This window comes from Campylobacter concisus (assembly GCF_003048405.1).
GTDB lineage: Bacteria > Campylobacterota > Campylobacteria > Campylobacterales > Campylobacteraceae > Campylobacter_A > Campylobacter_A concisus_Q.
In genome coordinates this window covers 499,044-524,110 of sequence record NZ_PIQS01000001.1, presented here as the reverse complement: position 1 = coordinate 524,110, position 25,067 = coordinate 499,044, and the positions used below count along the sequence as shown (strand labels likewise).

Below are 25,067 nucleotides of genomic sequence, written 5' to 3'. Positions count from 1 at the left end.
TAAATTTACTAAATCTAGGCTTTTATGAAGTTTATTTAGCAGCGTTAATTACGATTTTTTTGATGACTTCGCTAGCAGCTTTTAGACTGCTAACTGGCAAATACTCGAAGACGGAGTGAAAGTTATTTGCCCCTGTGAATAAATTTAGCGTTGGCACACCTTTTGCAGATATCACAGCGCCGTCATATCCACCACGCATCGGCTTTATATTTGGCGTGATATTTAGCTCGCTAAAGGCATCTTTTGCTAGTTTTATCGGAAGTGAGTTTTCGTCTTTTAAAAATTTAAAGACGTTTTCATAGCGTGTTTTTAGCGTAATCTCACAACGCTCACCATAAATTTTGTTAAAAGAATTTGCCATATCGCTTAAGAACTCAAGCCTTTTTTGAAACTTAATCTCGTCAAATTCTCTTATATCGATCTTAAGAGTTGTTTTCGCACTATTTCCGCTAAGCTCTTTCACCCAGAAATAGCCCTCTTTGCCCTCGGTGCACTCTGGCACTTCGCCGCCTGGCAAAAGCGAGATAAATTTATGCGCAAGAAGTAGCGAATTTACAAGCTTACCCTTTGCATTCATTGGATGAGCCGAAACGCCTTTAAAGACCATTGTGCAGTCAGCCGCATTCCAGTTTTCATATATTAGCTCGCCTATCTCGCAGCAGTCTAGGCAGTAGCCAAAATCTGCTCCCAGCAAATTTACATCAAGCGCCTTTGCACCAAGCAAGCCCTGCTCTTCATCTGGCACGAAGCAGATCACGATTTTGCCGTGCTTTACATCAGGATTTTGCATAAAATAGCTAGCCATATTTACGATACTTGCGATCGCCGCCTTATCATCAGCCCCAAGCAGACTAGTACCATCAGTCACGACTATATCGTCGCCAACGTATTTTTTAAGCTCTGGGTTGTCACTAAATTTTAGATAAATGCTCTGCTCTTCGTTTAGGCAGATGTCACCACCTGTGTATTTTACTATCTTGGCTTTAGTATCATTTTTTTGCTCACTACTTGTATCTAAGTGCCCAAAAAAGGCGATACTTGGAGCATTTTCACAGTTTGCAGGAATTTTTGCTATCAAGATAGCATTATCTTGTAAGATGATATCTTTTATGCCTAGCGAGCTAAGCTCTTCTTTTAAAAACTTAGCCAGCTCGTACTCGGTTGGATTAGAAGGCATGACACCTTTTAGTCCATTCTCTTTATTTGTTGTAGTGTTAAATTTTGTGTAGTTTAAAAACCTCTCTACGATATCCATTTTTCATCCTTTTAGATGACAAAAAATGCAATCGCTACAACAGAGATAAACATACCTAAAAATGTTCTTTTAGCGATTTCAACTGGACTAACCATCGCAATGCCTGCACAAACGATAGCAGCACCAGCGATCGGGGAAGCCGATCTACCTAAAGCACCAGCAATAGCTGCGGCCATACCAAGCTTATCTTGCTCAAAGCCAAGTGCAGCGGCGTTTGTTGTGACAGCTTCGTTAAATGCAAATGTAGCGGCGTCGCCTGAACCTGTAACTATACCCATGATAAATGGCACAAACGTTCCGCCAAATTTAACGTAACTTTGATCTGTTTTTAGCCATGCGATGACCACATCAACGGCTCCACATGCCTTTAGGCCAGCGACAAAGACACCAGCTGCGATGATGATACCCATAACATCAGCATAAGCGTGGCCCATTCCGTTAAAAAATTCTTTTGTGATCTTTTGCGGATTTGTAAGCGTAGCAAAAATAGCTATGATAGCACCTAGTATCATCGCCTCAGCAACGCCCATCTTTGTCCACGCAAGAAAGCTATAATCTTTCGCAAGGCTTGTTCCACCAATAACCAAGATAACAAGTGGAACTAGAGGCATAATGGCGTAGATGAAATTTACTTTAAATAGTGGCTTCTCTTCGCTAGCAGCACTACTTTCAAGAGTGAAATTTGTATTTTTTTGATAGTCTTTAAGTAGTATCGCAACAATAACTAATGCGATCACTACGATAACAAGAGCAGTAAATGCACTTGGAATTTGCACTTTTATGACATCTTGAACTGTGTAGCCCTCAACCGTCTTTTTAACAAGATCAGTCACATAGACGTTGTGAGCCGATCCTGGGCTTAAAACTCCACCAAATGTCCCTGCAAAAACAGCAGCACCAGCCATAGCTGGGCGGATACCTGAGGCCATTAGAAGCGGTATAAGTGTCGCACCAACAGCGGCGGAGCATCCTGCAGCTGAAGGAATAGCGATATTTATAAAATAAGTTAGCACGGTTGTTGCAGGGATCAAGATAAAGCCCACATTTTTAAGTGGCTTTGTAAGAAGCGCAACAAGGTGTTTATCGCACATTGTATATTTCATAACAAAAGCAAAACCCATACTGGCACATATAGCTTTTATAAGCCCTGCTTTAGTCATATAGTCAGTAAAAGCACTTAGTGCCCCCATTGGTTTTAGTGCGATTATACAAAGCACCAAACCAACACCTATTAGCACCGTTCTTGTCTCTTTTTTTAAGACAAGAAGTGCCACAACAGCTGCGATGCCAAGAATGGCAGCAATTAGCTTAAATGTTTCCATACCTCTCTCCTTGCTTAGATTTTAAATTTAGTTCCAACTTCTATTTTTTCTATCTCTTTTTGATACTCAAATTTTAAAATTTCACTGTGTCCTATGACCTGGGCCTCGCCACCCTCTATGAGCAGAGCCGTACCTTCAGGCAAAGCGTAAATAGTCTCTTTTGGATTAGCTATTAAAAATTCCTCCAACCTCTCCTCTCTGCTCTCGCCGTTATGGCCTGCTAGCTTGCCACTTATGAAGTGCGGGTTGATCTGATATGGGAAGATATTTAAGCTATCAAATGACTTTGGCATGATGATAGGCATATCATTTGTCGTCATCATCGTCTTGCCAGCGATATTTGCACCGGCTGACCAGCCAAAATATTTTGTGCCATTTGCCACAGCTTCTTTTATAGGCTCGACTAAATTTAGCTTATAAAGCATGTGAAGCAACATAAAGGTATTTCCGCCGCCAACTGCGATACTACTAGCATTTTTGATAGCAGAAATTTTATCCTCGTAGTGATGGATTGATTTTATATTGCTATTTTTTAATCTATCAATTACTTTTTGCTCATACTCGTCATTTGTTCGTCTAACTCCAGCGTAAGGGATAAATAAAATTTCTTCCTTGCCGCATTCACCTAAAAATTCCTTAACCCAGTTTTTGCAGTGTCTTAAGTAGCCAGTATCTTGATAGCTTGAAGCACTGATTAGTAAAGCATTTTTCATTTTTTTACTCCATTTAATTTGTAAGCAGATCTTAAATAGGCATCAACTCCAGCCACCAAACACTCCTCATCAAAGTCAAATTTGCAGTTGTGATGGCCTGCTTTTAAATTTGTTCCTATCATCATGTATCCGCTCTTTGCGCCCCTATCTTGCAAAGCTCTCATAAAATGAGCAAAATCTTCACAAGCACCAAAATCAAGCTCTTTTACGATCTTGTCATCATCTATAAATGGACTTTGCTTTGCTGCTTCATAGAAAATTTCAGTTACTTCTTTGTCGCTATCGGCTCCATTTGTGCCACCAGTTTTTACGACTTTGCTCTCTACGCCATAAATTTCACTTACGCCCTTAACAATATCCATGCATTTTTCATACATAAAATCATTTAAATTTGTGTCTTCACCCCTTGTTTCGCAAGCTAGATAGCCGTTTGGTGCTATGACGTTTCTACCCTCACCTGCTTTTAAAACGCCTACGTTTATCCTAGTCACGCCTTTTGCATGTCTTGTGATACCATGCATGCTTAGTGCCATTTGAGATGCAGCTAAAAGGGCATTTGCGCCATCTTGAGGTGCTCCTGCTGCATGAGCTGAACGACCGGTGATATGTACGTCAAATTTTGAAGTTGCAAGTAGCTTATTTGTCCCGCAGATGATGCCTCTATTGGTTTTTGCTTGAAAGCCGATGTGACCACCCAGTAGATACTCTATACCATCAAGCACACCAGCAGCTTCCATAGCCACAGCTCCTCTTGTGCCCTCTTCTGCTGTTTGGAAGATAAATTTAAATTTACCGTTAAACTCATCTAAATTTTCAGCTATAAGTTTTGCCACACCAAGACCTATTGACATGTGACCATCATGCCCACAAGCATGGGTGATACCAGCGATATCTGCGCCAAAGCCCTCTTTACAAGGTCTGTGATCAGCGTCTGCACTCTCCGTCACATCAACACTATCAATATCAAATCTAAATGCTGTAAATTTACCAGGTCTTTTTGTGTCGATGAAGGCTGTTAGGCCAGTTAGTCCATCTTTCATATAAGGAAGATATTTTGCTTCTTCAGGACTTAGGAGTCTTTTGGCTCTTTCTATTGCTTTTTCGCATTGCTCTTTTGAGCCAAGGCCAAGCCTTGCATCAGCTTTAACGACTTTGTCACCAAGGCTTATTTCATAACCAAGATCACTAAGTCTCTTTGCTAGCACAGCGGTTGTAAAAAATGTAAACCAGCCAGTCTCTGGATGTGAGTGAAAATACCTGCGATCCTTGATCAGCTCATCTTTTAAAGAAAGAGCCAAATTTGCTATCTTATCCATAGGTTTCTCCTTATTCATTTGATAGTTTAATTAGTGCATTTGTTAAAATTTGTGTAGCTTTGAAAGCATCATCAAAATTTATAGCCTCTGCTATATTGTGACTGATGCCACCAACGCAAGGTATAAAAAGCATGCCAACACTACTTGCAAGTTTTGTTAGATTCATCGCATCGTGTCCAGCTCCGCTTGGCAAAGTAAGCGTTTTTATGCCCAGTTTAGCAGCCTCTTCGCTTAGTAAATTTATAGCATGCTCACTAAGTTTTACTGGCTCATCACTGCTTAGTTCTCTTATCTCATAACTAAAATTTAGCTCACCGCTTAGCTCTTTTATAAAATTTCTAAGCTCTAAATTTAGCTCTTCTAAGCTTACCTTATCAATATCTCTTAGATCGACTCCAAGTCTCGCCTCGCCTGGCACGACGTTTAAAACGCCTGGCTTTGCATGTGCGTAACCAACAGTAGCCACAGCTGTTTTTTTGTTTTTAGCAAATTTATTGGCTGCGATTATGATGTGTGAAGCAGCCAGCAAAGCATCACTACGCATATTCATCGGAGTTGCACCGCTGTGATCTGCCTTACCATGAATAATAATTTCAAATCTAATAGGAGCGGCGATACCGCTTACTATACCAACGCTTATGCCACTTCGCTCAAGCACTGGACCTTGTTCAATGTGAAGTTCTAAATATGAATGAAGTGAGTGTTCTTTTAAAATAGAATCATTTAAATTTTGTGGCTCAAGTCCAAATTTACTCATCGCTTCAAAAAGCGAAATGCCATCTTCGTCTTTTAATTCATGAAGTCTTTGTAGACCAAGTTTGCCGCTTATTATCTTGCTACCAATGGTCGCTGTCTTGAACCTACTTGACTCTTCACAGCAAAAATTTATAAGCCAAAGTGGGCGTTTTAGTTTAATGCCAGCTTCTTTTATCGAGGTTAATGCTTCAAGTCCAGCCATAACGCCAAGCGTACCATCATAAAAGCCGCCATTTGGCACGCTATCTATGTGAGAGCCCACGCAAACTGGCTTCTCGCCTGGCTCACAGCCATCATCATAGATGGCAAAGATATTGCCAACATTGTCAATTTTAAGTTTAAAGCCATTTTCTTCTATTAAATTTATAAGAAAATTCCTAGCCCCCAAGTCTTCTTTACTAAATGCAAGCCTTGTTAGCCCTCCACCTTTTAATGCTCCAAATCTGCTTATAGCATTAAAAGTCGCCTCAAATCTTTTAAAATTTATCATAATAAATCCTTAAAAATAAAACTAATCTTAAAAATATTTATTACTTTAAACATTTTACATTTAGTTTTATGATTTAAAGCTGAATAAGTGTTAAATTTTGAAATCTAATTTTTTTGTAGCTTGTTGTGTAAGCCTTTAATGATCTCTGAAATTTTTTGCATTATTTCGATTTTATTTGGTTTTTGTGATTTTCTGGTATCTTCGCGAAACTTCTCATAGTATTTTAGCTTTAGCTTTAAAATGGCCTCTTTAAGGCTATCTTCACTAGAAGCTATGTTTGAGCTTTCATCAACATAAATTTCTCTAACAAGTACCGCATTATCTTCAATATTTGGCAATAAAACAGCTTGAAAATAATCTTTATGATGCAAGAAGAATTTCTCCTCAAGCTCGTTTAAAACGATAGTTTCGTAATTTTTATTTGCAAGCATGCTCTTTAAAACGCTAAATTCTAAAATATCGGTTTTATCTTTTTTTTGAGCCATTTGTTTATTTGTCGTTGCAGCATTTGTAAAATTTTGATCTTGTCTGTTTATATATCTTTGTCCATGAAGACTAAAAGTATTTAGCTCTATTTTGAGTAAATTTGATACCAGCAATTCGTAGCTTTTTGCGATTATTGGCTTTAGAGAATTTGTAAATTCCACTATCTCTTCTAAACATTTTTGCTTTTGCACTGGGCGCGTAATATCATATTTTTTTACAATTTGCTCAATATAAAACTCGCCAAGCTCAGTCCCTGAGCCAAACATCTCTTTTAGCTCGTCGCTTCTCCCTGCAAAAACCATATCCGCTGGGTCTGCACCATCTTTTATAATAACAACGCTTCCATCTATTTCGTTTTGAACCAAAAGACGAGATGATTTTATAGCTGCACCTATGCCAGCACCATCACCATCAAAACAAAGCACAACACTTATCTCTCCTCTTTTTAAAAGTGGTAAGTGATTAGTCGTAAGCGCAGTCCCAAGCACGGCAACAGCGTTTGTAAAGCCTGCAAAGTGCAGCATGATAACGTCTAGGTATCCCTCTGTGATGATAATCTGCTTCTTTTCAAAAATACTTTGTCTAGCTAAATGATAGCCGTAAAGCAGCTTTGACTTGTCAAAAACCATGCTTTGTGGAGAATTTACATATTTTGCAGGATGATCTGAGATCGTTCTACCGCCAAAGCCAACTAGTTTTGCCGTGTGTGCATATATGGGAAATGTGATACGCTCGATAAAACTAGCATAAATTCCCTTCTCGTTTTGCTTTACTATGCCAACTTCAAGCGCCTCTTTTGGCTCGATATTTTCATTTTGTAAAAGCCTGATAGTACTAGCGCTCTCCCCTGCCCAGCCAAGCTCAAATTTCTCGATCATCGCATCATTTATACCGCGAGAATAGATATATCTCACAGCGGCTTCATGCTTAAAAAATTCGCTCCTATAAAAGGCGTTTGCTTTTTCTAAAATGTGTTTATTTTCTTTTTGTGTTGGGGCTTTATCGCTTGTGTATTCGAGGCTAAAATTTACAAGGCTAGCTATTCTCTCGATAGCTTCTGGATAGGTTAATTTCTCATAATCCATTACAAATTTGATCGCATCTCCACCGGCCTTGCAAGCAAAACAGTGAAAAATTTGCTTACTTTGACTTATGCTCATACTAGGATTTTTGTCGTCGTGAAATGGGCAGACGCATTTATAGTTTGCACCCATCTTTTTGACTGGCAAATAGTGTTCTATAATGTCAACGATATCGATTTGATTTTTGAGTTTTTCTATGGATTTTGGATCTATCATAAGCAAAATTATACAACCGCTTTGTTATAATTAAAGTAAAATTTTATCACAAAGTATGAGCGTGGATATTTTTTTCATTGGGCACAGAGATCCGATATTTAGCCTTATTATTTTATTTAGCATTATTTTGATGATAGCCGCATTAAGCTATGCTTGGGGTATCTTTTCAAGCAAAGATGAGAAAAAACGCATTGAAAAATTTATAAGAAAATTTGATAGCAAAGATGGCATAAGTAGCGAACATAAACAGATGCTACAAAGCCCAGAGATAGACGCCCAAAGCCTTTGCATGCTAGGGCAAACTTTTGCCAAAAATGGTGATTTTGAAAAATCAATTAGTGTTTATCTCATCGCACTTGGCAAAGTTAGAGATAAAAATGAAAAAGAATTTATCCTAAACGAGCTTGGAGAGGTCTATTTTAAGGCTGGATTTTTAAAAAAAGCTAGCGAAGTCTTTGAAAAAGTGCTTGAACTAAGCCCAAGAAATGTGCTTGCACTTCGCTTTTTAACGATGATAGATGAAAAACTTAAAAACTACAAAGAAGCTCTTTATGCGTTAAATTCTCTTGAAGAACTTGGTGTAAATATAAAAGATCAAAAGGCCTATATAAAGGCGATCAGCACGCTTGATGATAGAAATTTAAGTTTTAATGAAAAGGTAGAAATTCTCTCCCACCTTAGCCAAAATTTTGAGCTTTTAAAACGTATGATCTTAGCACTTTTCATAAGGCACAATGAAAATTTAGAAAATTTAAAAGATTTTGCTCGTTTTGAAGATGTGATTGATCTGCTTTATAATCTAAAAACGCCTATAAATTTAAGCGATCCAAAGTACAAATCACTCTTTTATGCAAAGGGCGATATAGATGAGCCATGTGAAATTTACGGCTTTGAGCTAAATGTCATCAAAAAACTAAAAGATGCTAAATTTGACGCGGCTGGGTTAAGCTTTAACTACGTTTGCAAAAGCTGTAAAAACTCATTTCCTATGCATTTTTACCGATGTCCGGTCTGTCACGAGCTAGGAAGTGTCAAAATTTTATCCCACATCACAGAAAAAGTAAGTGAAGATAGTAACACTTTTTAGCGACGGCTCGTGTCTTGGAAACCCTGGAGCTGGCGGCTGGGCGTATATATTGAGATTTAACGAAGCGCAGAAAAAAGCAAGTGGCGGCGAGGCATATACGACAAATAATCAAATGGAGTTAAAAGCTGCGATAATGGGGTTAAAAGCGTTAAAAGAGCCTTGCGAAGTAAGACTCTTTACCGATAGCTCATACGTGGTAAATAGCATAAATGAGTGGCTTTCTAACTGGCAAAAGAGAAATTTTAAAAATATAAAAAATGTCGAGCTTTGGCAGGAGTATTTAGAAATTTCAAAGCCTCACAAAGTCGTGGCAAGCTGGGTTAAGGGGCACGCTGGACACCCTGAAAACGAGGAGTGCGACCAGATGGCAAGGGACGAGGCATTAAAAATAAAAGATGAGAATGAAAGATGAAAATTTTAGAAGAATTTGAAAAGAGTCTTGGGTATAAATTTAAAAAAACTGAACTTTTAGAAGAGGCGCTAACGCACAAGAGCACCAAACAGGCGTTAAATAACGAAAGGCTTGAGTTTTTAGGCGATGCGGTGATGGATCTGCTTGTGGCTGAGTATCTTTTTAAAAAATTTAGCAAGATCGCAGAGGGCGATATGAGTAAGCTAAGAGCCGCACTTGTAAATGAAAAAAGCTTTGCAAATATGGCAAGGCATCTAAAAATGGGTAAATTTTTAAAGCTAAGCACGGCTGAAGAGAACAATGGCGGTCGTGAGAAAGATAGCATTTTAAGCGATGCGTTTGAGGCAGTGATGGGCGCTATCTACCTTGAGGCTGGACTTGATAAGGTGCGAGAAATTTCGATCGCTCTGCTTGAACTTTGCTATCCACAGATCGACTTTGCACACCTAGAAAAGGACTACAAAACCGCTCTTCAAGAGGTCACTCAGGCCAGTCTTGGCGTCATACCAACATACGAGCTCATCAGCACGTCAGGTCCTGATCACAAGAAAGAATTTGAGATAGCCTTGCTACTAAATGGCAAAGAAATTTCACGCGCCGTTGGCAGCTCTAAAAAGCAAGCCCAACAGCTTGCAGCAAAAATCGCACTAGAAAAAATCAAAAAATAGGAAAAATTTTGAATACATTTGGCAAAAAACTAACCTTAACAACCTTTGGCGAGAGCCACGGGGTGGCGATCGGTGGCGTGATAGACGGACTTCCAGCTGGGCTAAAGATAGATACAGATTTCATCCAAAGTGAGCTAGATAGACGCCGTCCTGGACAAAGCAACTTTACAACCGCAAGAGATGAAGCCGATAAAATAGAAATTTTTAGCGGTGTCTTTGATGGCATAAGCACTGGAGCGCCGATAGGTTTTGCTATTTTTAATAACAACCAAAAGTCAAACGACTATGAAAATTTACGTGAAATTTTCCGTCCGGGTCATGCTGATTTTACATATTTCAAAAAATATGGTTTTAGAGATCACAGAGGTGGTGGACGCTCAAGTGCAAGAGAAACGGCCGTTAGAGTAGCTGGTGGAGCTTTTGCGCAGCTGCTTTTAAATGAGTTTAATATAGAAATTTTAAGTGGAGTACTTGGTATAGGCAAAGTTTTTAGCGACAAAATAGACTTTAACTTTGCTAAAAATTCTCAAATTTATGCTCTTGGCAATGAAGAAGCGATGAAAGAAGTGGTAAATAAAGCTAGAAGCGAGCACGATAGCGTGGGAGCTGTGGTTTTAAGCGTGGCTAGAGGCGTGCCAGCTGGTCTTGGTGAGCCACTTTATGATAAGCTAGATAGCGCTTTAGCAGCGGCTTTGATGGGAATAAACGGCGTAAAAGCCGTAGAGATCGGTGCTGGCGTAAATGTAAGCTCTATGATGGGCTCAGCAAACAACGACGAGATGGACGAACTTGGCTTTTTGAGCAACAACGCTGGCGGGATACTTGGGGGCATAAGTAGCGGCGCTGAGATCGTACTAAAGAGCCATTTTAAGCCTACACCTTCGATATTCAAAGAGCAAAAGACACTAAATTTGGCTGGCGAGGCGGTAGACTTTGAGTTAAGAGGCAGGCATGATCCATGCATAGGTATACGAGGAAGCGTCGTTGCAACCGCGATGATAAGGCTAGTTATCGCCGATATGTTACTACTAAATACTAGCACAAAGCTTGAAAATTTAAAGAAAATTTACGGCTAAATCTATAAAAAAGTAAATTTAGTGGCCTAAAAGCCACTAAATTTTAGAATCTATAAGCAAACTGAAGTTTTGCGCTGCTTTGATCTTTTTTACCAAAAGATTGTGCTATGCCAAAATTTATGAGTGTCACATAAGTTGGCGTATATCTTAGACCGACCTCAACCTCTGAGCTTGTGCCTTTTTGAGTTAGACTGATCTCCTCGTCTTCTTGGATCACCGCTATTTTTGACTTGGTGTTAAATTTATACTCAGCACTAATTTTTCCATAAGGATTAAATTTGCCAGCATCATAGGCTATTTTTGAGTAAATTTTAGCTCTACTTGATGTAACGCTGCTAAATTTTAATGTGCTTTGTCCGGTATCTGCCTCATCGCTACCGACATAAGAGAGTGCGTAGTTTAGCCCACTATCAAGCATAAAACTATCAAATTTTATCTTTTTGCCGACGCCAAAGCTAGCATTGTAGTATGGCATTGAGATTTTATAATCAACATTTTTCGCATCAACCTTAGTCTGGCTCCTACCAGCTTTTGCCATGAGATCGATATAAAAATCACGTGGTAAATTTAGCCTTGAAAAAATACCAAATCCATAGTTTCTAACTCTGCCATCTATTTTGGCATCTTCATCGCTGTTATCAAATGTTGATATAGCAAAAGCCCCAAGCATAGACTCGCCATTTTTATTTTTACTTTGCTAGAATTTATATCACTTCTATCTGTTAAACCACCATAAACACCTGATTGTCCGCTTTTTTCAATAGAAGGGATAATTATATTAACTTCTTTATGCATTGCATTTACCATAACTCCGCTAGTAAAATTTATCCATTTTACTTATTTTGTTTCTAAAAAATTTTTTATTAGAAATTTTAGCCTTAAGATCAATTTTCCAAAAACGAACTTTTACTAATTTTCATCTATAATCACTCCATGAAAAACGAAGCACAAAAATTTTATGCCGTCATTGATCTAAAGTCCTTTTACGCCTCAGTTGAGTGCGTAGAGCGAGGACTTGATCCGTTTAAAGCCGATCTGGTCGTGGCTGACGATAGTCGTGGCAACGGAAGTGTTTGCCTAGCCGTTAGCCCAGCTCTTAGAGCCAAAGATGTGAAAAATAGATGCAGGCTTTTTGAAATACAAAAGGCTATAAAATTTATCATTGCACCACCTAGAATGCAGTTTTACATCGACTATGCGGCTAAAATTTATGAGATATACCTAAAGTATGTCTCAAAAGATGATATCTATGTCTATTCTATCGATGAGGCCTTTATCGATCTTACTTCTTATGTTAAATTTTATAATACCGATGCAAAATCCATAGCCAAAAAGATAATGGATGAAATTTTAAAAACTACTGGCGTGACAGCCACCTGTGGCATGGGCACAAATTTATACCTCGCAAAAATCGCCCTTGATATCCTGGCTAAGCACAGTGATGATGGGATTGCATTTTTAGACGAGCAGCTTTATAAAGAACGTCTTTGGACACATCAACCGCTAGATGACTTTTGGCGTATCGGTAAGCAAACTAGGCTAAAGCTGGAAAAACATGGAATTTTTTGTATGAAAGATATAGCAAATGCTCCGCGAAGCCTACTTGAGAAATTTTTTGGAGTTGATGCCTATATAACGATAGATCACGCAAATGGCATAGAGCCAACGACAATAGCTGACATAAAAGCATATAAACCAAGCACAAAATCCTACTTTAGCTCTGAAATTTTACCAAGAGATTATGAGCGTTGCGAGGCGGTAGTCGTACTAAAAGAGATGGCTGATAGGCTAGCGCTTAGGATGATCAACAAAGAAGTAATGGCAAGTGGAATAACGATAAATATAAAATTTGCCGACAAGCTTGAGCCACACCAGCGTGCCAGCGTTCGGTTTAAGACACCAACAAATGTCTCAAGCGTGCTGATGAGTTTGGCCGAAGAGCTACTTTTAAACAAGATAAAAAATGTTGGGCTGATTAGGCAAATTAGCATCAGTGCAAATGACGTAGTAAAAGAGAGCCTAGCTCACTCTAGTCTTTTTGAGGATGATACTAAAGAAAAGGCAGTTTTAAAGTCCCTAAATCTCATAAAAGAAAAATTTGGTAAAAACTCGGTTTTAAGAGCGATCGATCTACTACCAGAAGCCACTGGGCAAGATAGAAATAAAAAGATCGGAGGGCACAAAAGTGGCGAGTAAAGATAGAGCAAAAATTTTTAGTTCGTTTAATCCTCTCTCAACCTTAGAGCGAGCCCTGCGACAAAAAGAGCGAGAGAAATGCGAAAAACTAGAGCTTGATGAGAGCAAGGTCGATGAAATTTTAAAAAAGATAAGCGAGCTAAGACCAGCTGATGAAGTATATGTGAGCTATCATGACGGCTATACCTATGCAAGTGCTAGAGGGCTAATCTCTGACGTAAATTTCAAAAATAAAACTCTTATGGTTGTAAAAACTAGGATCAAATTTGAAGATATAAATGACCTAAAAATAATTTAGCCCCCATGCGAGGGCTAAATTTATATAAATTCTACAAAGATTGTAAAATTTTTGGTTTAGAAAATGCAGTTATTGGTTTGATCTCGCCTTTATATTTTTCAAGATCCGCTAGTATCGTATGTCCGCAGTTGCTTTGAGCGATGCTAGATGTGCCTTTGTCACGTGTTAGGACATTGATGCAGCCATGCTTACAAAGACTCCTCTCGCCAAGCACTTCAGGATCATACCATGCGCCCTCGCAGATGGCGATGACGTGCTCTGGGATGATGTCAGTGACAAGCGCTCCTACTAAAATTTCACCCCTGTCATTAAAGACTCTCACTACATCACCAGTTGCGATGCCTTTTTTCTTAGCGTCGTTTGTATTTATTAACATCGGCTCTCTAGCACAAACTTCAGCGTAGTTTCTGATTATTGAGTTATTTAGCTGAGAGTGGAGGCGATATCTTGAGTGTGGGGTTGTGATGCTAAATGGATATTTCTTAGCTTTTTCACTACCAAGCCACTCAAACGGCTCGATCCAAGCAAAGTGTGGCGCAAAGTCTTTGTAGCCAAATTTAGCAATAGTTGGAGAGTATATCTCTATCTTGCCTGATGGCGTGCCAAGGCGATTTTTGTGTGGGTTTTCTCTAAATGCACTAAGTCTTGTGTAGTATTTTGTCTCTTCATTGTCTTTGTCAAATTTGACATATCCCTCTTTCCAAAACTCATCAAAGCTTGGCATTTTAAGATCTAGTGCTTTGGCTTGCTCTACGGCATCTGCGTAAAATTCTTTTGCCCAGCCAAGCTCATCTTTACCCTCAGTAAAGACCTCTTCTCTGCCCCAGCGTTTGCAAATTTGTGAGCATATCCAGTAGTCGCTTCTACTTTCGCCCATTGGCTCAACTACTGGTTTGTATGCCACGATGTATTCGCTTGATGGGACACTTTGGTTGATGTCATTTCTCTCGACTTCTAGTGCCACTGGTAAGACGATATCACTTAATTTAGCTGTACTTGTCCAAAATGGCTCAGCTGTGATAACAGTATCAAATTTACGCCATGCTTTTACGGCATTATTTACGTCCTGATGCCTTGTAAACATCGATCCAGACGCCATGTAAGCCACTCTCATGTGTGGAAGTTTGATCTTAGAGCCATCATAATCTATCTCTTTGCCAGGATTTTGCAAAGCTTCGATTGATCTTGAAGATGGGATGGTTACGTTTTTAAATTTCTTCCATGGAGCACCATCTACGTTTTCATATTTCTCGCTTATCCTAGTGCTGATACCTTTTAGAGCAGGTGCTATCTTATCAGTGCTGCCGTTTCCGTAGTAGAGGTTAAACTCAAATCCAAGACCCTCTTTACCGATGTGGCCAAGCATCGCACTAAGAGTTACGATACCCCAAAAGCCCATCTCGCCGTGATCTTGTCTTTGAAGAGATCTGCCAGCGATAATAGTGCTTGGCTCTTTTGCAAGCACTGTTGCAAATTTAGCGATATCTTCAGCTTTTACACCGCAAATTTTACTAGCCCAGTTGATATCTTTTACCACTTTGTCGGTTGTACCAAGCAGATAGTCTTTAAATTTATTAAAACCAACTGTGTATTTTTTTATAAATTCCTCATCATAAAGCTTGTTTTCATATAGGTAGTGGCACATGCCAAGCATCATTGCTACGTCAGTGTTTGGACGAACGATGATAGCTTCAGAGCCAAGGTATCTTGTGGTGTCGTTTTTAAAGACGCAAACGCTATAAGTTTTTATGCCTGCCTCTTTTATCTTTTTGATGCCAAGATAGCCATCGTGTGTTGGTGGCTGCCATGAAATTTGACCAGTTACAAGCGGATCAGTACCCCAAAATACAATGTTTTTAGCATTTTTAACCATAGCTTCCCATTTTGTAGGAGCGTCATAAACTGCACTATTTCCAAGGACATGAGGCATGATGACAAGGCCAGCTCCAGTTGAATAGTCGCCACTCTCTTCGACGTATCCGCCAAGCACTTTTAGCATCCTGTGGCCAACAGTCCTACCCCAGCTGATCTTACCGCTACCGCCCCACCAATAGCATTCGCCGTAGATGCTCTCAGGGCCATATTTGTCAAAATTTTCTTTTAAGGCTTTTGCAGCAAGGTCAAGTGCCGTATCCCAGCTAACACGCACAAATTCTTCCTTACCACGAAGCTCACTTTTTGCCGCGCCTTTTGCCTTTAGGTAGCTTTTTCTTACGTATGGATAGAGTACGCGACTTTCATTTTGGATGAGATCTGGCAAGCTGTTATTCATTGTATTTGGGAATTTATCGCCCTCAAATGGATCGACAGAGACGATTTGATTTGAGTTGGTATTTGCCCAAAATAGCCCAAATCTATTTGCTCCAAAAGTTTTCTTTTGGTCAAAAATGGTTTTTGTTACACCTTCAATCTTGTTCGCCTGCGCTGCTGTGGCAGCAAGTGCAGAAAATTTTATAAAATCTCGTCTTTTCATATTTTCTCCCTTATGAAAATTTATTTTACTTTTTTGGCATTGTGTTGTAAGTATTTGAGCACTAAATTTAGGTCAGTTTCGTCTAGTGCTACAAATTTTGCATCGACCATTCCAGCTAAATTTGCTGGCCACTGAGCCGCTGTAAAGCTATTTGGCTCATGAAGTCTATGACATGCGGAACAAGTCTCTTCGTAAATTTGCTGTGCTTTTACGTAAAGCTTTTTTGTGTCGCCACCAAGTGCGTCATTTGGCACTTCGTAAACGCCCTCAGCTTGGTACCAAACCTCGCCGTAGTCATCTTCAAGATCTTTTACTTTTTTGAAATTTGCCTCGCTCTCGTCATTAAAAGCTACAAAAACTTCCGGATCTTCTATACTTCTTTGAAGTTGGGCTAAATAGTTTGCCGAAACTACGCCATTAACCTTGATCTTGCTCGTTTTATCGCCTTTTTCGACGACTTCAACTGGTGTTAAAACCTCGATCTTTCCAATCATTTTGCCATCTAGCGTTATATTGGCATCTTTTGCGATGACATCGGCACTAAAAGCAAGACTACATGCTAAGACAGGGACTAAAAATAGCATTTTCATGTTGCAATCCTTAAAAATAAAATTTAAAAAAATCTTATAACCTAATGGCTTGAAATTACATTGTTATATTTAGCTTTATTTAAGAAATTTAATATTCATTTTTATTAAAAATAAGGTTTAGTAGAAAATTTATCAATGAGTTTTGTTGATTGTCTTAATGATTAAAAGTATAAGCAAACACAAGCTCTGTAAAAATTTTACTTTTGAATCTAGTGAAGTAAAAATTTAACTTTACTTCACTATCTACTATAAAAAGTATGGTAGAGCTTTTATAAACTTAAAAATACAAACTAGTAAACTTCCTACAGAATTCAAAAATATACTAAAAGTTACTACTCTACATTGCTGGCTATGCTAAGACTTTCTAGAGTTTTAACATTTTAAAATTTTTATCAAAACGCCTTATTGTCAATTTAACAGCTTTGCTTATCGCCTAGCTCGCACGCTTTTTTTCGCATTTGCTTTGCTCTTTTAGCGTCTTTTTTTACTTGCTCGTATCTGTTTTCGTTGAAATTTCCCTCATACAGCCACGCCGCCCTCTCGCAGCCGCCTACGTAGCCTAGCTTACACGAGCGCTCGTAATACTCCATCATCTCGCCAATATCGCCTCCCGTTCGCTCTATCATCCAACCCACGTTGTAGCATCCGGGAGCGTATTTTTTGTTGCATAGGGTATTGTTTATCGCAAACGACTGCACCTCGTCGCCCAGCTCTTCTTGCATGAAATTAGCTAACGCCAAGCAACCGGGCAAATACTCGTAAAGGACGCAGCTAGCCTTGTAATACGCGCTAATCTTGGTCTCGCGCTCGCTCTTATCCGCGGCTTTTACTAGGTTATTTTTATAAAGTTCGCCCAGATAAAAGCAGCCCTCACCGTCTCCTTTGGCGCAGGCTAGGCTAAATAGCCCCTCCGCCGCGCCGTAGTCTTGCTTTAAGTTTGCCGCTACCATGCCCGCTTGCACGCACTCTTTGGTGGCGTTTAGGTCGGGGTTTTTGCATTTTTTGACCTTTTCTAGCGTATCTGCGGCCAGCAATGGCGAAAGGCTGGGCTCGCTAGCAAATAAATTTAACGCCGCAAATAGCGCAAATAATAAATTTTTCATTTTTATCCTTAAAATTTTACCTAACCCCGCGCTTTGGCGATGCAAGCGGCGACGGCATCCATCAAGGCGCCGCGAAATCCGCCTTTTTCAAGCGCGGCAAGTCCCTCGATCGTGGTTCCCGCTGGCGAGCACACCTCGTCTTTTAGCGCGGCCGGGTGCTTGCCGCTTTGGATTAGGCGCGCCGTTCCTTCCGCGGCTGCCGCAACGACGTCGTAGCAAAGCTGTCTAGGCAGTCCGCCCCGCACGCCGGCATCGGCCGCAGCCTCGATAAAGGCGCACGCATACGCGGGCAGGCTGCCTGCGATGCCCGTAAATGCGGCAAAGCCGGTCTCGTCTATCTCGTAAATTTTACCGATTTTAGCGATTATCTCGCGCACGGTCTCTTTCTTGGGCTCGCTAAATCCCGCGTCAAAGCAAAGAGCCGTGGCCGACGCGTCGATGCTGGCTGCGACGTTCGGCATCGCGCGAGCGATATAAACGCCCTCGCCGGCGATTTGCCTAGCGCGCTTTATGTCAAAACCCGGCGCCAAAAGGAGCAAAATTTTGCCCGCAAGCTCGGGTGCGATCAGGCGCAAGATAGCCTCGTAACTAGCGGGCTTAGTAGCCAGTACGACCGCGTCCGCTTCGCGCGCTAGATCCGTTTCGCTCGCGGCTATTTTTACGCTAAATCTCTGCCGTAAAGCCTCGTTTTTGCTTCTGGCGCAGACTATGATTTCAAATTTCGTCTTTTTTTCGCATTCGCGCGGGCTCGCATTTTTATCCATTTGCGCTAAATTTTCCGCCCCGTGCGCCTCGCTACCGCCGTCAAATTTTCGCTCGTCCTCGGCCAAGTTTCGCCCCGAGTTAGCCTCACCGCACTGCGCTCGCCAAAGCGCCTCTATCATCGCGCCGCCCATATTTCCGCCGCCGATAAAGCCGATTTTTACGCTTTTCATTTCGCCGCCTTTTTTAGAGTGCCGATTTTGACCGCCTTGCTCGCGATCGCCTCGCGTACCGCTGCGCTATCCGCCCAGATCGCGCCCGTGACCTGCCCCGGCGCCAAGGTATAAACGCCGCCCGTCTGCGCCTCGTCGCTCGCCTTAAACTCGTTGCCCACGACCAGCTCATAGACGTCCTTCGTGTCGTTTTCAAATTTGATCGCCGCTTTTAGCGTCGGCTCCATTTTCTGCTTCGCCGCGCCCGCGTACTGCTCGAGTATGTTTTTGCTAAGCTTGCCGTAGACGTCGCCATCTTGGCTTAGATATATCCGCACGGCGCGCTTATCCGAGTTTTTGCCGCCCTTTTCGCCCTTGCCGGCGCTAACGCTCATCTCATAGGCGGTTTCTCCGGTCGGAAAATCCTTAAATTTAGCGTCGGGAACAAAAACCCGCACGTTGTCCGTTACCGTTTTCGTAACGTACGTCTGTGGCGTTATATCCGTTAACACGATCGTGGATTTCACGTCCACGCCTTTATCAGAAATAAGCGCAGAGATCGGCACGCGAGTAAGCAGCGTCGTCTCGTAGCAGCCGCTAAAAATAAACGCCGCGGAGAGAGCAAAGATAAATTTTAGTTTTTTCATCGGTTTCCTTTAAATTTTCGCCGATTTTAGCATAAACTAGGCATTTTCATATTGATTACATTAAAAGCAAAAATAGAAAAGTAAGTATGGTATTTTAAAGTATAAATAGTTTTAAGATTGATAAATTTTAATCGTCTTAAGCAAAGCCAACTTAAATAAATAATGCAAAAAAGATATGAGAAATTTATATAAATTTATTTGCTGTTTTTAGAGTTCAATTATTAGCCCCTTTACAAAGGGGCTAAAATGATAAAATTTGATTAGAGTTTTGCTTTTCTTTTGCGCTCTGTTGGGTCTAAATAGCGCTTGCGAACGCGAATATTTATAGGCGTAACCTCGACTAGCTCGTCATCTTCTATCCACTCTAGCGCGCGCTCAAGGCTTAGCTTTCTAGGTGGGACAAGCTTGATCGCATCGTCGCTACCGCTTGCACGCACGTTTGTTAGGTTTTTACCCTTGATAGGATTTACGTCAAGATCGTTTGGACGGCTGTGCTCACCGATGATCATACCCACATAAACTTTTGCTTGCGGATCAAGGAAAAGCGCGCCACGATCTTGTAAGTTAAATAGCGAATAGGCAAGCGTTACGCCGTTTTCCATAGAAACTAGTGCGCCATTTGTTCTGTGCTCGACGGTTCCACTAAGTGGTCTAAACTCCAAAAAGCTGTGGTTCATAACGCCCTCGCCTTTTGTATCAGTCAAAAACTGGCTTCTAAAGCCGATAAGTCCGCGCGCTGGGATCTCAAACTCGATCCTTGTTTGGCCGTCCCCTGTTGGGTTCATAGAGACCATTTCAGCCTTTCTTTTGCCTAGTTTTTCTATGACTGTGCCTGTCGTATCATCGGGCGCATCGATAACCAAAAGCTCATATGGCTCGCATTTTACGCCGTTTATCTCTTTTACTATAACCTCAGGTCTGCCAAGTAAAAATTCATACCCCTCACGGCGCATATTTTCAGCCAAAATAGTAATCTGAAGCTCGCCACGGCCACTTACTTTAAATTTGCCCTCGCCGATGTTTTCGTATTTCATCGCGATATTTGTCTTCATCTCGTTTGCAAGGCGCTCATCGATCTTATTTGATGTGACGTGTTTACCCTCAGTGCCTGCTAATGGGCCGTCATTTACAGAAAATACAACGCTAAGTGTTGGCTCTTCGATGTGAAGAGGATCTAGTGGATGAGGATTATTTGGATCAACGACGCTATCGCCAACGTCAAGCGCATCAAAGCCAGCGATCGCTACGATGTCACCAGTACCAGCTTCGTTAATATCGGTTCTTTCAAGACCCATAAAGCCAATTAACTTTGAAATTCTACCAGTTGTCTTTGTGCCATCAGCCTTTGCAAGCATGACGTTTTGGTTTTTAGATATTTTGCCATTAAAAATTCTTGCAATACCGATCTTGCCGACGTAGTTGTCATAATCAAGCGTGAAAACTTGAAGCTGAAGTGGGTTCTCGTCGCTGCCACTTGGAGCTGGCACATGAGCTAGGATAGTTTCAAAAAGTGGCTGCATATCTTTGTTTTCATCGCTTAGTTTTAGCTTTGCGTAGCCATTTTTAGCAGCTGCATAAACGACTGGAAACTCTAGCTGCTCGTCGTTTGCGTCAAGTGCGACAAAAAGGTCAAAAATTTCATTTATAACGCGGTCTGGATCGCCTGCAGGTTTATCTATCTTATTTACGACAACAATTGGACGAAGCCCTAGTGAAAGCGCCTTTTTGACGACGAATTTAGTTTGTGGCATAACGCCTTCTTGCGCATCGACAAGTAGTAAAACGCCATCAACCATCTTAAGAACACGCTCAACCTCACCACCAAAGTCGGCGTGGCCCGGAGTGTCGATGATGTTGATCTTTGTATCTTTGTAGCGAATAGCAGTGTTTTTAGAAAGGATCGTGATACCACGCTCTCTTTCGATATCGTTGCTATCCATTACACGCTCGCCAAGGTTTTGATGCTCATTAAATGTTCCTGACTGTTTTAAAAGCTCATCAACCATTGTTGTCTTACCGTGGTCGACGTGCGCGATAACGGCTATATTTCGTATCTTTTCCAAATGTTTCTCCGTTTATTAGTTTGATATTTTTCGCTTTATCAGTTTTAAAATAGGGGCAGATTATAGCCAAATTTTTATAAATTTTAAGCTGATATCAAGAAATTAATTTTTGGAATAGATTTTGCATGTAAGCGTTAAGTTTTTAAATTTAAAGGGATTAAATGCAAGCTTACACAGCGAAAAATAACGTAGATTTGCTGGCTCCTGCTGGAGGTAAAAAGCTCTCTGTTTCTAAAAAATCTCAAAACAACGGCGAATTTTTGTCTATGGTTTTAGATGCAGCTGCGAGTAAGGCAAATAGCGGCCAAAAAATCACTGAAAAAGATGTCAAAGAGATAGTAAAAACGGTTACCACTCAAAAAGAGACGCTGCAAAAAGCTCAAAGTGAAAGTGCGGCAAAAATTTCAACCACGCTTGAAGAAAATTTGGACGAAAATACAAAAAATGAGCTCTATGAAAATGCAAATTTCATGCAGCTTTTGCAAGTTTTAGAAATTCTAAATGGCAATGAAAAAGTAAGTAAATTTCCAAATTTCAGCGACAAAATAGCAAATTTCTTAAGTGTACCTGAAAACGTCGAAGAGCTTAGCAACGTTAAAAGTGTTAGCGATCTTATCGACCTTGCTAAGAAATTTGACCTTGGCCTTGAAAATATAGAAATTTTAAACGAAGATGTGCCAAAACTAAATGAGATGTTTAAAAATTTAGGTAAGAAAGAATTTTTCACACCGATAAAGACCGAAGAGAAGCCTTTTTACCTAAAAGAGCTAAAAAATGAAGTCGAGCAAACTATCATCAAAAACGAGCCAAAAGAGGTCGTAAAGCTTGATACTTTGTTAAAAGAGGTAGTGGCAAATCCAACTAATGAAACTAAAAATTTAGTAAAAGAAGAGCCTAAAAAGCTAGATAGCGAAGTAAAGCTTGATGATGAGATAGTGGATGTTGAGCCAGAGGAGCAGCCAAAAGAGCTAAAAGTAAAGGTAAATTTACACGAGCAAAAGGCGCAAAAAGCCCCAACTTTAGAGTCGCTACTCTTCCCTGAAAGAGAACAACAAAAAAATGAGAATTTAGAGAGCAAAGAGACATTTAATAGCGATAATAAATCAGAACTAAATCAAATGGTAAAAGATATCGCTAGTAGCGCCAAACACCAGCTTCAAACAAAGGCTGAGATAAAAGAGACGCTTAGTAACTTCTCTTCTACGCTAAAAGAGCAGGTTCAAAATTACAAAGCTCCGATCACTCGTTTTAACATAACGCTTAATCCTCTAAATTTAGGCGAGGTTGAGATCACGATGGTAAATCGCGGCAATAACTTACATGTAAATTTTAACTCAACTACGGCTACGATGAATCTCTTTTTACAAAATCAAGCTGAGTTTAAAAATAGCCTTGTAAATATGGGGTTTACCGAGCTTGAGATGAATTTCTCAGATCAAAATCAAAGACAAGATAAAAAAGAACAAGCAAAAAACAAATACAGCTCAAATCAAAGCGATGAGAGCGAAAACACTCAAGCGGAACAAAGCTTGCTTGAGCTAGTAATACCAAGATATATTTAGGAGAGATCATGGCTTCAGTTTCAGATATAACTACACAAACAACTCAACAAAAAAACGCCGAGAAAAAGGCAAAAGCAAAGCAAGATGCGGCAGCTGGCACAGGAACTAACCCAAATGCGCAGCTAGATAAAGATGCATTTATGAAGCTACTTTTAACAGAGCTTCAGTATCAAGACCCAACAAGTCCTATGGATACTGAAAAGATGCTTACGCAAACTAGCCAACTGGCATCACTAGAGATGCAACAAAATACAAACTCAGCTATGAAAGAGCTTGTAAATCAATTAAAATCAAATGCAAATGCCTACGCCATATCAGCTCTTGGCAAAATGGCCTCAACTGGTTCAAACTCAGTTTTACTAACAGATGAGCAAAAAACTGTAAATTTTGCACTTTATTTTAAATCAGATCTTGCAAATGGTAAGCTCGAAATTAAAAATGCAAATGGAGAGGTCGTTCGTTCAATCGATATAAAAGATCTAAAATCAGGAGTTCGCAGAATATCTTGGGATGGCAAAGATGATTCTGGAAAACAATTACCAAATGGTGCATATACAGTCTCTGTTAATTACACTGGAAAAGATGGTAATTCATACAAGACTCAAGTAGGTAGCTATCCAGTCGAGGCAGTAAAATTTGTAGACGGCAAAGCTATGATAAAAATCGCAGGCGAATATGTCCCAATGGATAAAATATCTGAATTTTACGAAGGATAAAAGCCATGATGAGAGGTTTTTACAACGGAATTAGTGGCATTAAAACACAAAGCTTTGGCATGGATGTTTGGGCAAATAATATCTCAAATATCAACAACGTAGGTTTTAAAGCTTCAATCCCTGAGTTTAAAAATTTAATTAATCAACATATGGCTTCTGCTGGAAGTGGTCCAACTAACAATCAAGTAGGTCTTGGAGCTACAAAACAAACGACAGCTTTAAAGATGACAAATGGTAGTTTTCAAAATACTGATAATAACTTTGACCTAGCTATAGGCGGTAAAGGCTTTTTTGGTGTCGTTGATAAAAATGGTAGAAATTACTACACAAGAACAGGTAGCTTCGATATAGATGGGGCTGGAAATTTAGTAGATAATAAAGGCAACTTGCTTCTTGGTACGTTAACAAGTTTTACTCCAGTCACTCCAAGTGCTAATGCTCTTAGAAAATATGGTCAGACAAAAGGTACCACGCAGGCATTTACTGCAAAAGAAGAGGATCTAAAACTAGGCGATACTGGCTCACAAAAAGGTATAAATTTACCTCATTTTTTATATATGCCAGCCAAGCAAACAAAAAATATAAATTTAAAAGGTAACCTAGACTCAAGCCTTATAACAGATAAGCGAACAACAGCCATTGATGCGGCAAATTTTAATTATACACTCGATAATACAAACAAAACTATCTCACTAAATGGACAAATTCCGCTAAGTCAGACAAGATTTGGTGCGAAAGCAGGCGATAGCGTAGTGGTAAAAGTAAAAGACGGTGATGGTAAATTTAGTGAGTTTTCAACCACACTAGAGAGCGATGGTAGCTGGCATATAAACAATAAAAGCCTAAAATTTATGAATTTTGCTAGCTTAGATGTAAAAGCCGAAGTTACATCACTAGTTGAAGTAGCTAATAAAGAAAAACTAAGCTCAGAGATATATAACAGTGATGGTACAAAGAGCTTAGTAACTATAAATTTTACAAAACAAATCCCTCAAGGTGGCAATCAAACTACCTGGAATGCCACAGCTACGATAACTGATGCTAATGGTGTTGTACAAAATACAGCTATGGGAACACTTACTTTTGATGGTAGCGGTAGGCTTGTTACAAATACATTAACAAGCGTTGGAAACGTAGCTTTAAATTTTCTTGGCGATGGAGATGCAAATGTCTATAATGGCATAACAAGCTCGGCTAATTCAAAAAAAGACTTTGTCATAAAAGCAGATGGCTACGCCGAAGGAAATCTCTCAAAATATAGCGTCGATGACCGTGGAAATATCATGGCAAATTTTGACAATTCTCGTTCATTTATAGTTGCAAAAATAGCTCTATATCACTTCCAAAATGAACAGGGCGTATCAAAAGTGGGCGATAATCTCTATGAAGCAACTCCAAATTCAGGTGAAGCATTTTTTTATAAAAATAAAGCTGGTGAGACCATTTATGGAGCGCAAATTTTAGCAAATAAACTTGAAATGAGTAATGTCGATCTTGGTCAAGCGCTAAGTGAGGTTATAGTCACACAAAAGGCTTATGAGGCTAGTGCAAAAAGTATCACAACAAGTGATGAAATGATCCAGACTGCTATTCAGATGAAGAAATAATTTTTATGCTAGTTGATGA

The 25,067-nt window shown here is 40.0% G+C and carries 23 protein-coding genes; 9 read left to right on the top strand and 14 right to left on the bottom strand.

Features of this window, described 5'->3' with window-relative positions; genetic code table 11:
- Positions 1–31: 31 nt before the first annotated feature.
- The 6 genes from pepT to dnaG form a co-directional block, all read right to left on the bottom strand.
- On the bottom strand, positions 32–1,255 hold the full coding sequence (pepT, locus tag CVT18_RS02830) for a peptidase T (RefSeq protein ID WP_107824220.1): 1,224 nt from the start codon (positions 1,253–1,255) through the stop codon (positions 32–34).
- An 11-nt stretch (positions 1,256–1,266) separates the two neighbouring features.
- A complete protein-coding gene (gene dcuC, locus CVT18_RS02825) occupies positions 1,267–2,577 on the bottom strand; it encodes a C4-dicarboxylate transporter DcuC (protein WP_103628500.1) in 1,311 nt (436 codons plus the stop codon).
- Between the two features lie 14 nt (positions 2,578–2,591).
- Positions 2,592–3,290 (bottom strand): dipeptidase PepE, encoded by a 699-nt coding sequence (pepE, locus tag CVT18_RS02820; protein ID WP_087586487.1) that lies wholly within the window; start codon positions 3,288–3,290, stop codon positions 2,592–2,594.
- Complete coding sequence (locus CVT18_RS02815) at positions 3,287–4,606, bottom strand: amidohydrolase (RefSeq protein WP_087586488.1); 1,320 nt, start codon at positions 4,604–4,606, stop codon at positions 3,287–3,289. The genes pepE and CVT18_RS02815 overlap by 4 nt, the downstream gene beginning before the upstream one ends.
- A gap of 10 nt (positions 4,607–4,616) precedes the next feature.
- Positions 4,617–5,852, bottom strand: coding sequence for a M20 family metallo-hydrolase (locus CVT18_RS02810; RefSeq protein WP_087586489.1), 1,236 nt, complete (start codon positions 5,850–5,852; stop codon positions 4,617–4,619).
- A gap of 104 nt (positions 5,853–5,956) precedes the next feature.
- Entirely contained in the window at positions 5,957–7,636 is a 1,680-nt protein-coding gene (gene dnaG / locus CVT18_RS02805; protein WP_107824315.1) for a DNA primase, read from the bottom strand.
- A 55-nt stretch (positions 7,637–7,691) separates the two neighbouring features.
- Between dnaG and CVT18_RS02800 the strand changes: the two genes are divergently transcribed.
- The 4 genes from CVT18_RS02800 to aroC are packed head-to-tail and all read left to right on the top strand — an operon-like array spanning position 7,692 to position 10,879.
- Positions 7,692–8,723, top strand: coding sequence for a tetratricopeptide repeat protein (locus CVT18_RS02800; RefSeq protein WP_234410259.1), 1,032 nt, complete (start codon positions 7,692–7,694; stop codon positions 8,721–8,723).
- The gene (gene rnhA, locus CVT18_RS02795) at positions 8,701–9,135 is read left to right on the top strand and encodes a ribonuclease HI (RefSeq protein ID WP_107824218.1); all 435 of its coding nucleotides are present in this window, start codon (positions 8,701–8,703) and stop codon (positions 9,133–9,135) included. The genes CVT18_RS02800 and rnhA overlap by 23 nt, the downstream gene beginning before the upstream one ends.
- Complete coding sequence (rnc, locus tag CVT18_RS02790) at positions 9,132–9,803, top strand: ribonuclease III (protein ID WP_107824217.1); 672 nt, start codon at positions 9,132–9,134, stop codon at positions 9,801–9,803. The genes rnhA and rnc overlap by 4 nt, the downstream gene beginning before the upstream one ends.
- A gap of 8 nt (positions 9,804–9,811) precedes the next feature.
- A complete protein-coding gene (aroC, locus tag CVT18_RS02785; RefSeq protein ID WP_107824216.1) occupies positions 9,812–10,879 on the top strand; it encodes a chorismate synthase in 1,068 nt (355 codons plus the stop codon).
- 43 nt (positions 10,880–10,922) lie between these two features.
- On the opposite strand, the gene CVT18_RS02780 is transcribed toward aroC, so the two are convergent.
- Positions 10,923–11,549 carry an autotransporter outer membrane beta-barrel domain-containing protein gene (locus CVT18_RS02780; protein ID WP_107824215.1) on the bottom strand — a complete coding sequence of 209 codons (627 nt, stop codon included), beginning with the start codon at positions 11,547–11,549 and terminating at the stop codon, positions 10,923–10,925.
- Positions 11,492–11,674, bottom strand: a complete 183-nt coding sequence (locus CVT18_RS10165) for a hypothetical protein (protein ID WP_159071483.1) — start codon at positions 11,672–11,674, stop codon at positions 11,492–11,494. The genes CVT18_RS02780 and CVT18_RS10165 overlap by 58 nt, the downstream gene beginning before the upstream one ends.
- Before the next feature lie 138 nt (positions 11,675–11,812).
- On the opposite strand from CVT18_RS10165, the gene CVT18_RS02775 reads away from it, so the two are divergent.
- Complete coding sequence (locus CVT18_RS02775; RefSeq protein ID WP_107824214.1) at positions 11,813–13,075, top strand: DNA repair protein; 1,263 nt, start codon at positions 11,813–11,815, stop codon at positions 13,073–13,075.
- Complete coding sequence (locus CVT18_RS02770; RefSeq protein WP_234410258.1) at positions 13,065–13,373, top strand: YolD-like family protein; 309 nt, start codon at positions 13,065–13,067, stop codon at positions 13,371–13,373. Before CVT18_RS02775 ends, CVT18_RS02770 begins: the two co-directional genes overlap by 11 nt.
- Before the next feature lie 31 nt (positions 13,374–13,404).
- Here CVT18_RS02770 and CVT18_RS02765 read toward each other — a convergent pair whose 3' ends face one another.
- The 6 genes from CVT18_RS02765 to typA form a co-directional block, all read right to left on the bottom strand.
- Entirely contained in the window at positions 13,405–15,846 is a 2,442-nt protein-coding gene (locus CVT18_RS02765) for a molybdopterin-dependent oxidoreductase (RefSeq protein WP_107824213.1), read from the bottom strand.
- A gap of 20 nt (positions 15,847–15,866) precedes the next feature.
- Positions 15,867–16,436, bottom strand: a complete 570-nt coding sequence (locus CVT18_RS02760) for a hypothetical protein (RefSeq protein ID WP_107824212.1) — start codon at positions 16,434–16,436, stop codon at positions 15,867–15,869.
- Positions 16,437–16,849: 413 nt separating this feature from the next.
- Positions 16,850–17,539, bottom strand: a complete 690-nt coding sequence (locus CVT18_RS02755) for a tetratricopeptide repeat protein (RefSeq protein ID WP_107824211.1) — start codon at positions 17,537–17,539, stop codon at positions 16,850–16,852.
- A 20-nt stretch (positions 17,540–17,559) separates the two neighbouring features.
- On the bottom strand, positions 17,560–18,474 hold the full coding sequence (gene proC / locus CVT18_RS02750; RefSeq protein WP_107824210.1) for a pyrroline-5-carboxylate reductase: 915 nt from the start codon (positions 18,472–18,474) through the stop codon (positions 17,560–17,562).
- Positions 18,471–19,100, bottom strand: a complete 630-nt coding sequence (locus tag CVT18_RS02745) for a hypothetical protein (RefSeq protein ID WP_107824209.1) — start codon at positions 19,098–19,100, stop codon at positions 18,471–18,473. Before CVT18_RS02745 ends, proC begins: the two co-directional genes overlap by 4 nt.
- A 260-nt stretch (positions 19,101–19,360) precedes the next feature.
- Positions 19,361–21,163 (bottom strand): translational GTPase TypA, encoded by a 1,803-nt coding sequence (gene typA, locus CVT18_RS02740; RefSeq protein ID WP_107824208.1) that lies wholly within the window; start codon positions 21,161–21,163, stop codon positions 19,361–19,363.
- A 161-nt stretch (positions 21,164–21,324) separates the two neighbouring features.
- Here typA and CVT18_RS02735 point away from each other — a divergent pair, with 161 nt between their 5' ends.
- Genes CVT18_RS02735 through CVT18_RS02725 form a run of 3 tightly spaced genes read left to right on the top strand, consistent with a single transcriptional unit; the run spans position 21,325 to position 25,048 of the window.
- Positions 21,325–22,725, top strand: a complete 1,401-nt coding sequence (locus CVT18_RS02735) for a flagellar hook-length control protein FliK (RefSeq protein WP_103628485.1) — start codon at positions 21,325–21,327, stop codon at positions 22,723–22,725.
- An 8-nt stretch (positions 22,726–22,733) separates the two neighbouring features.
- The gene (locus CVT18_RS02730) at positions 22,734–23,441 is read left to right on the top strand and encodes a flagellar basal body rod modification protein (protein ID WP_107824207.1); all 708 of its coding nucleotides are present in this window, start codon (positions 22,734–22,736) and stop codon (positions 23,439–23,441) included.
- Positions 23,442–23,449: 8 nt separating this feature from the next.
- Entirely contained in the window at positions 23,450–25,048 is a 1,599-nt protein-coding gene (locus CVT18_RS02725) for a flagellar hook protein FlgE (RefSeq protein ID WP_103628566.1), read from the top strand.
- The last annotated feature ends 19 nt before the right edge of the window (positions 25,049–25,067 follow it).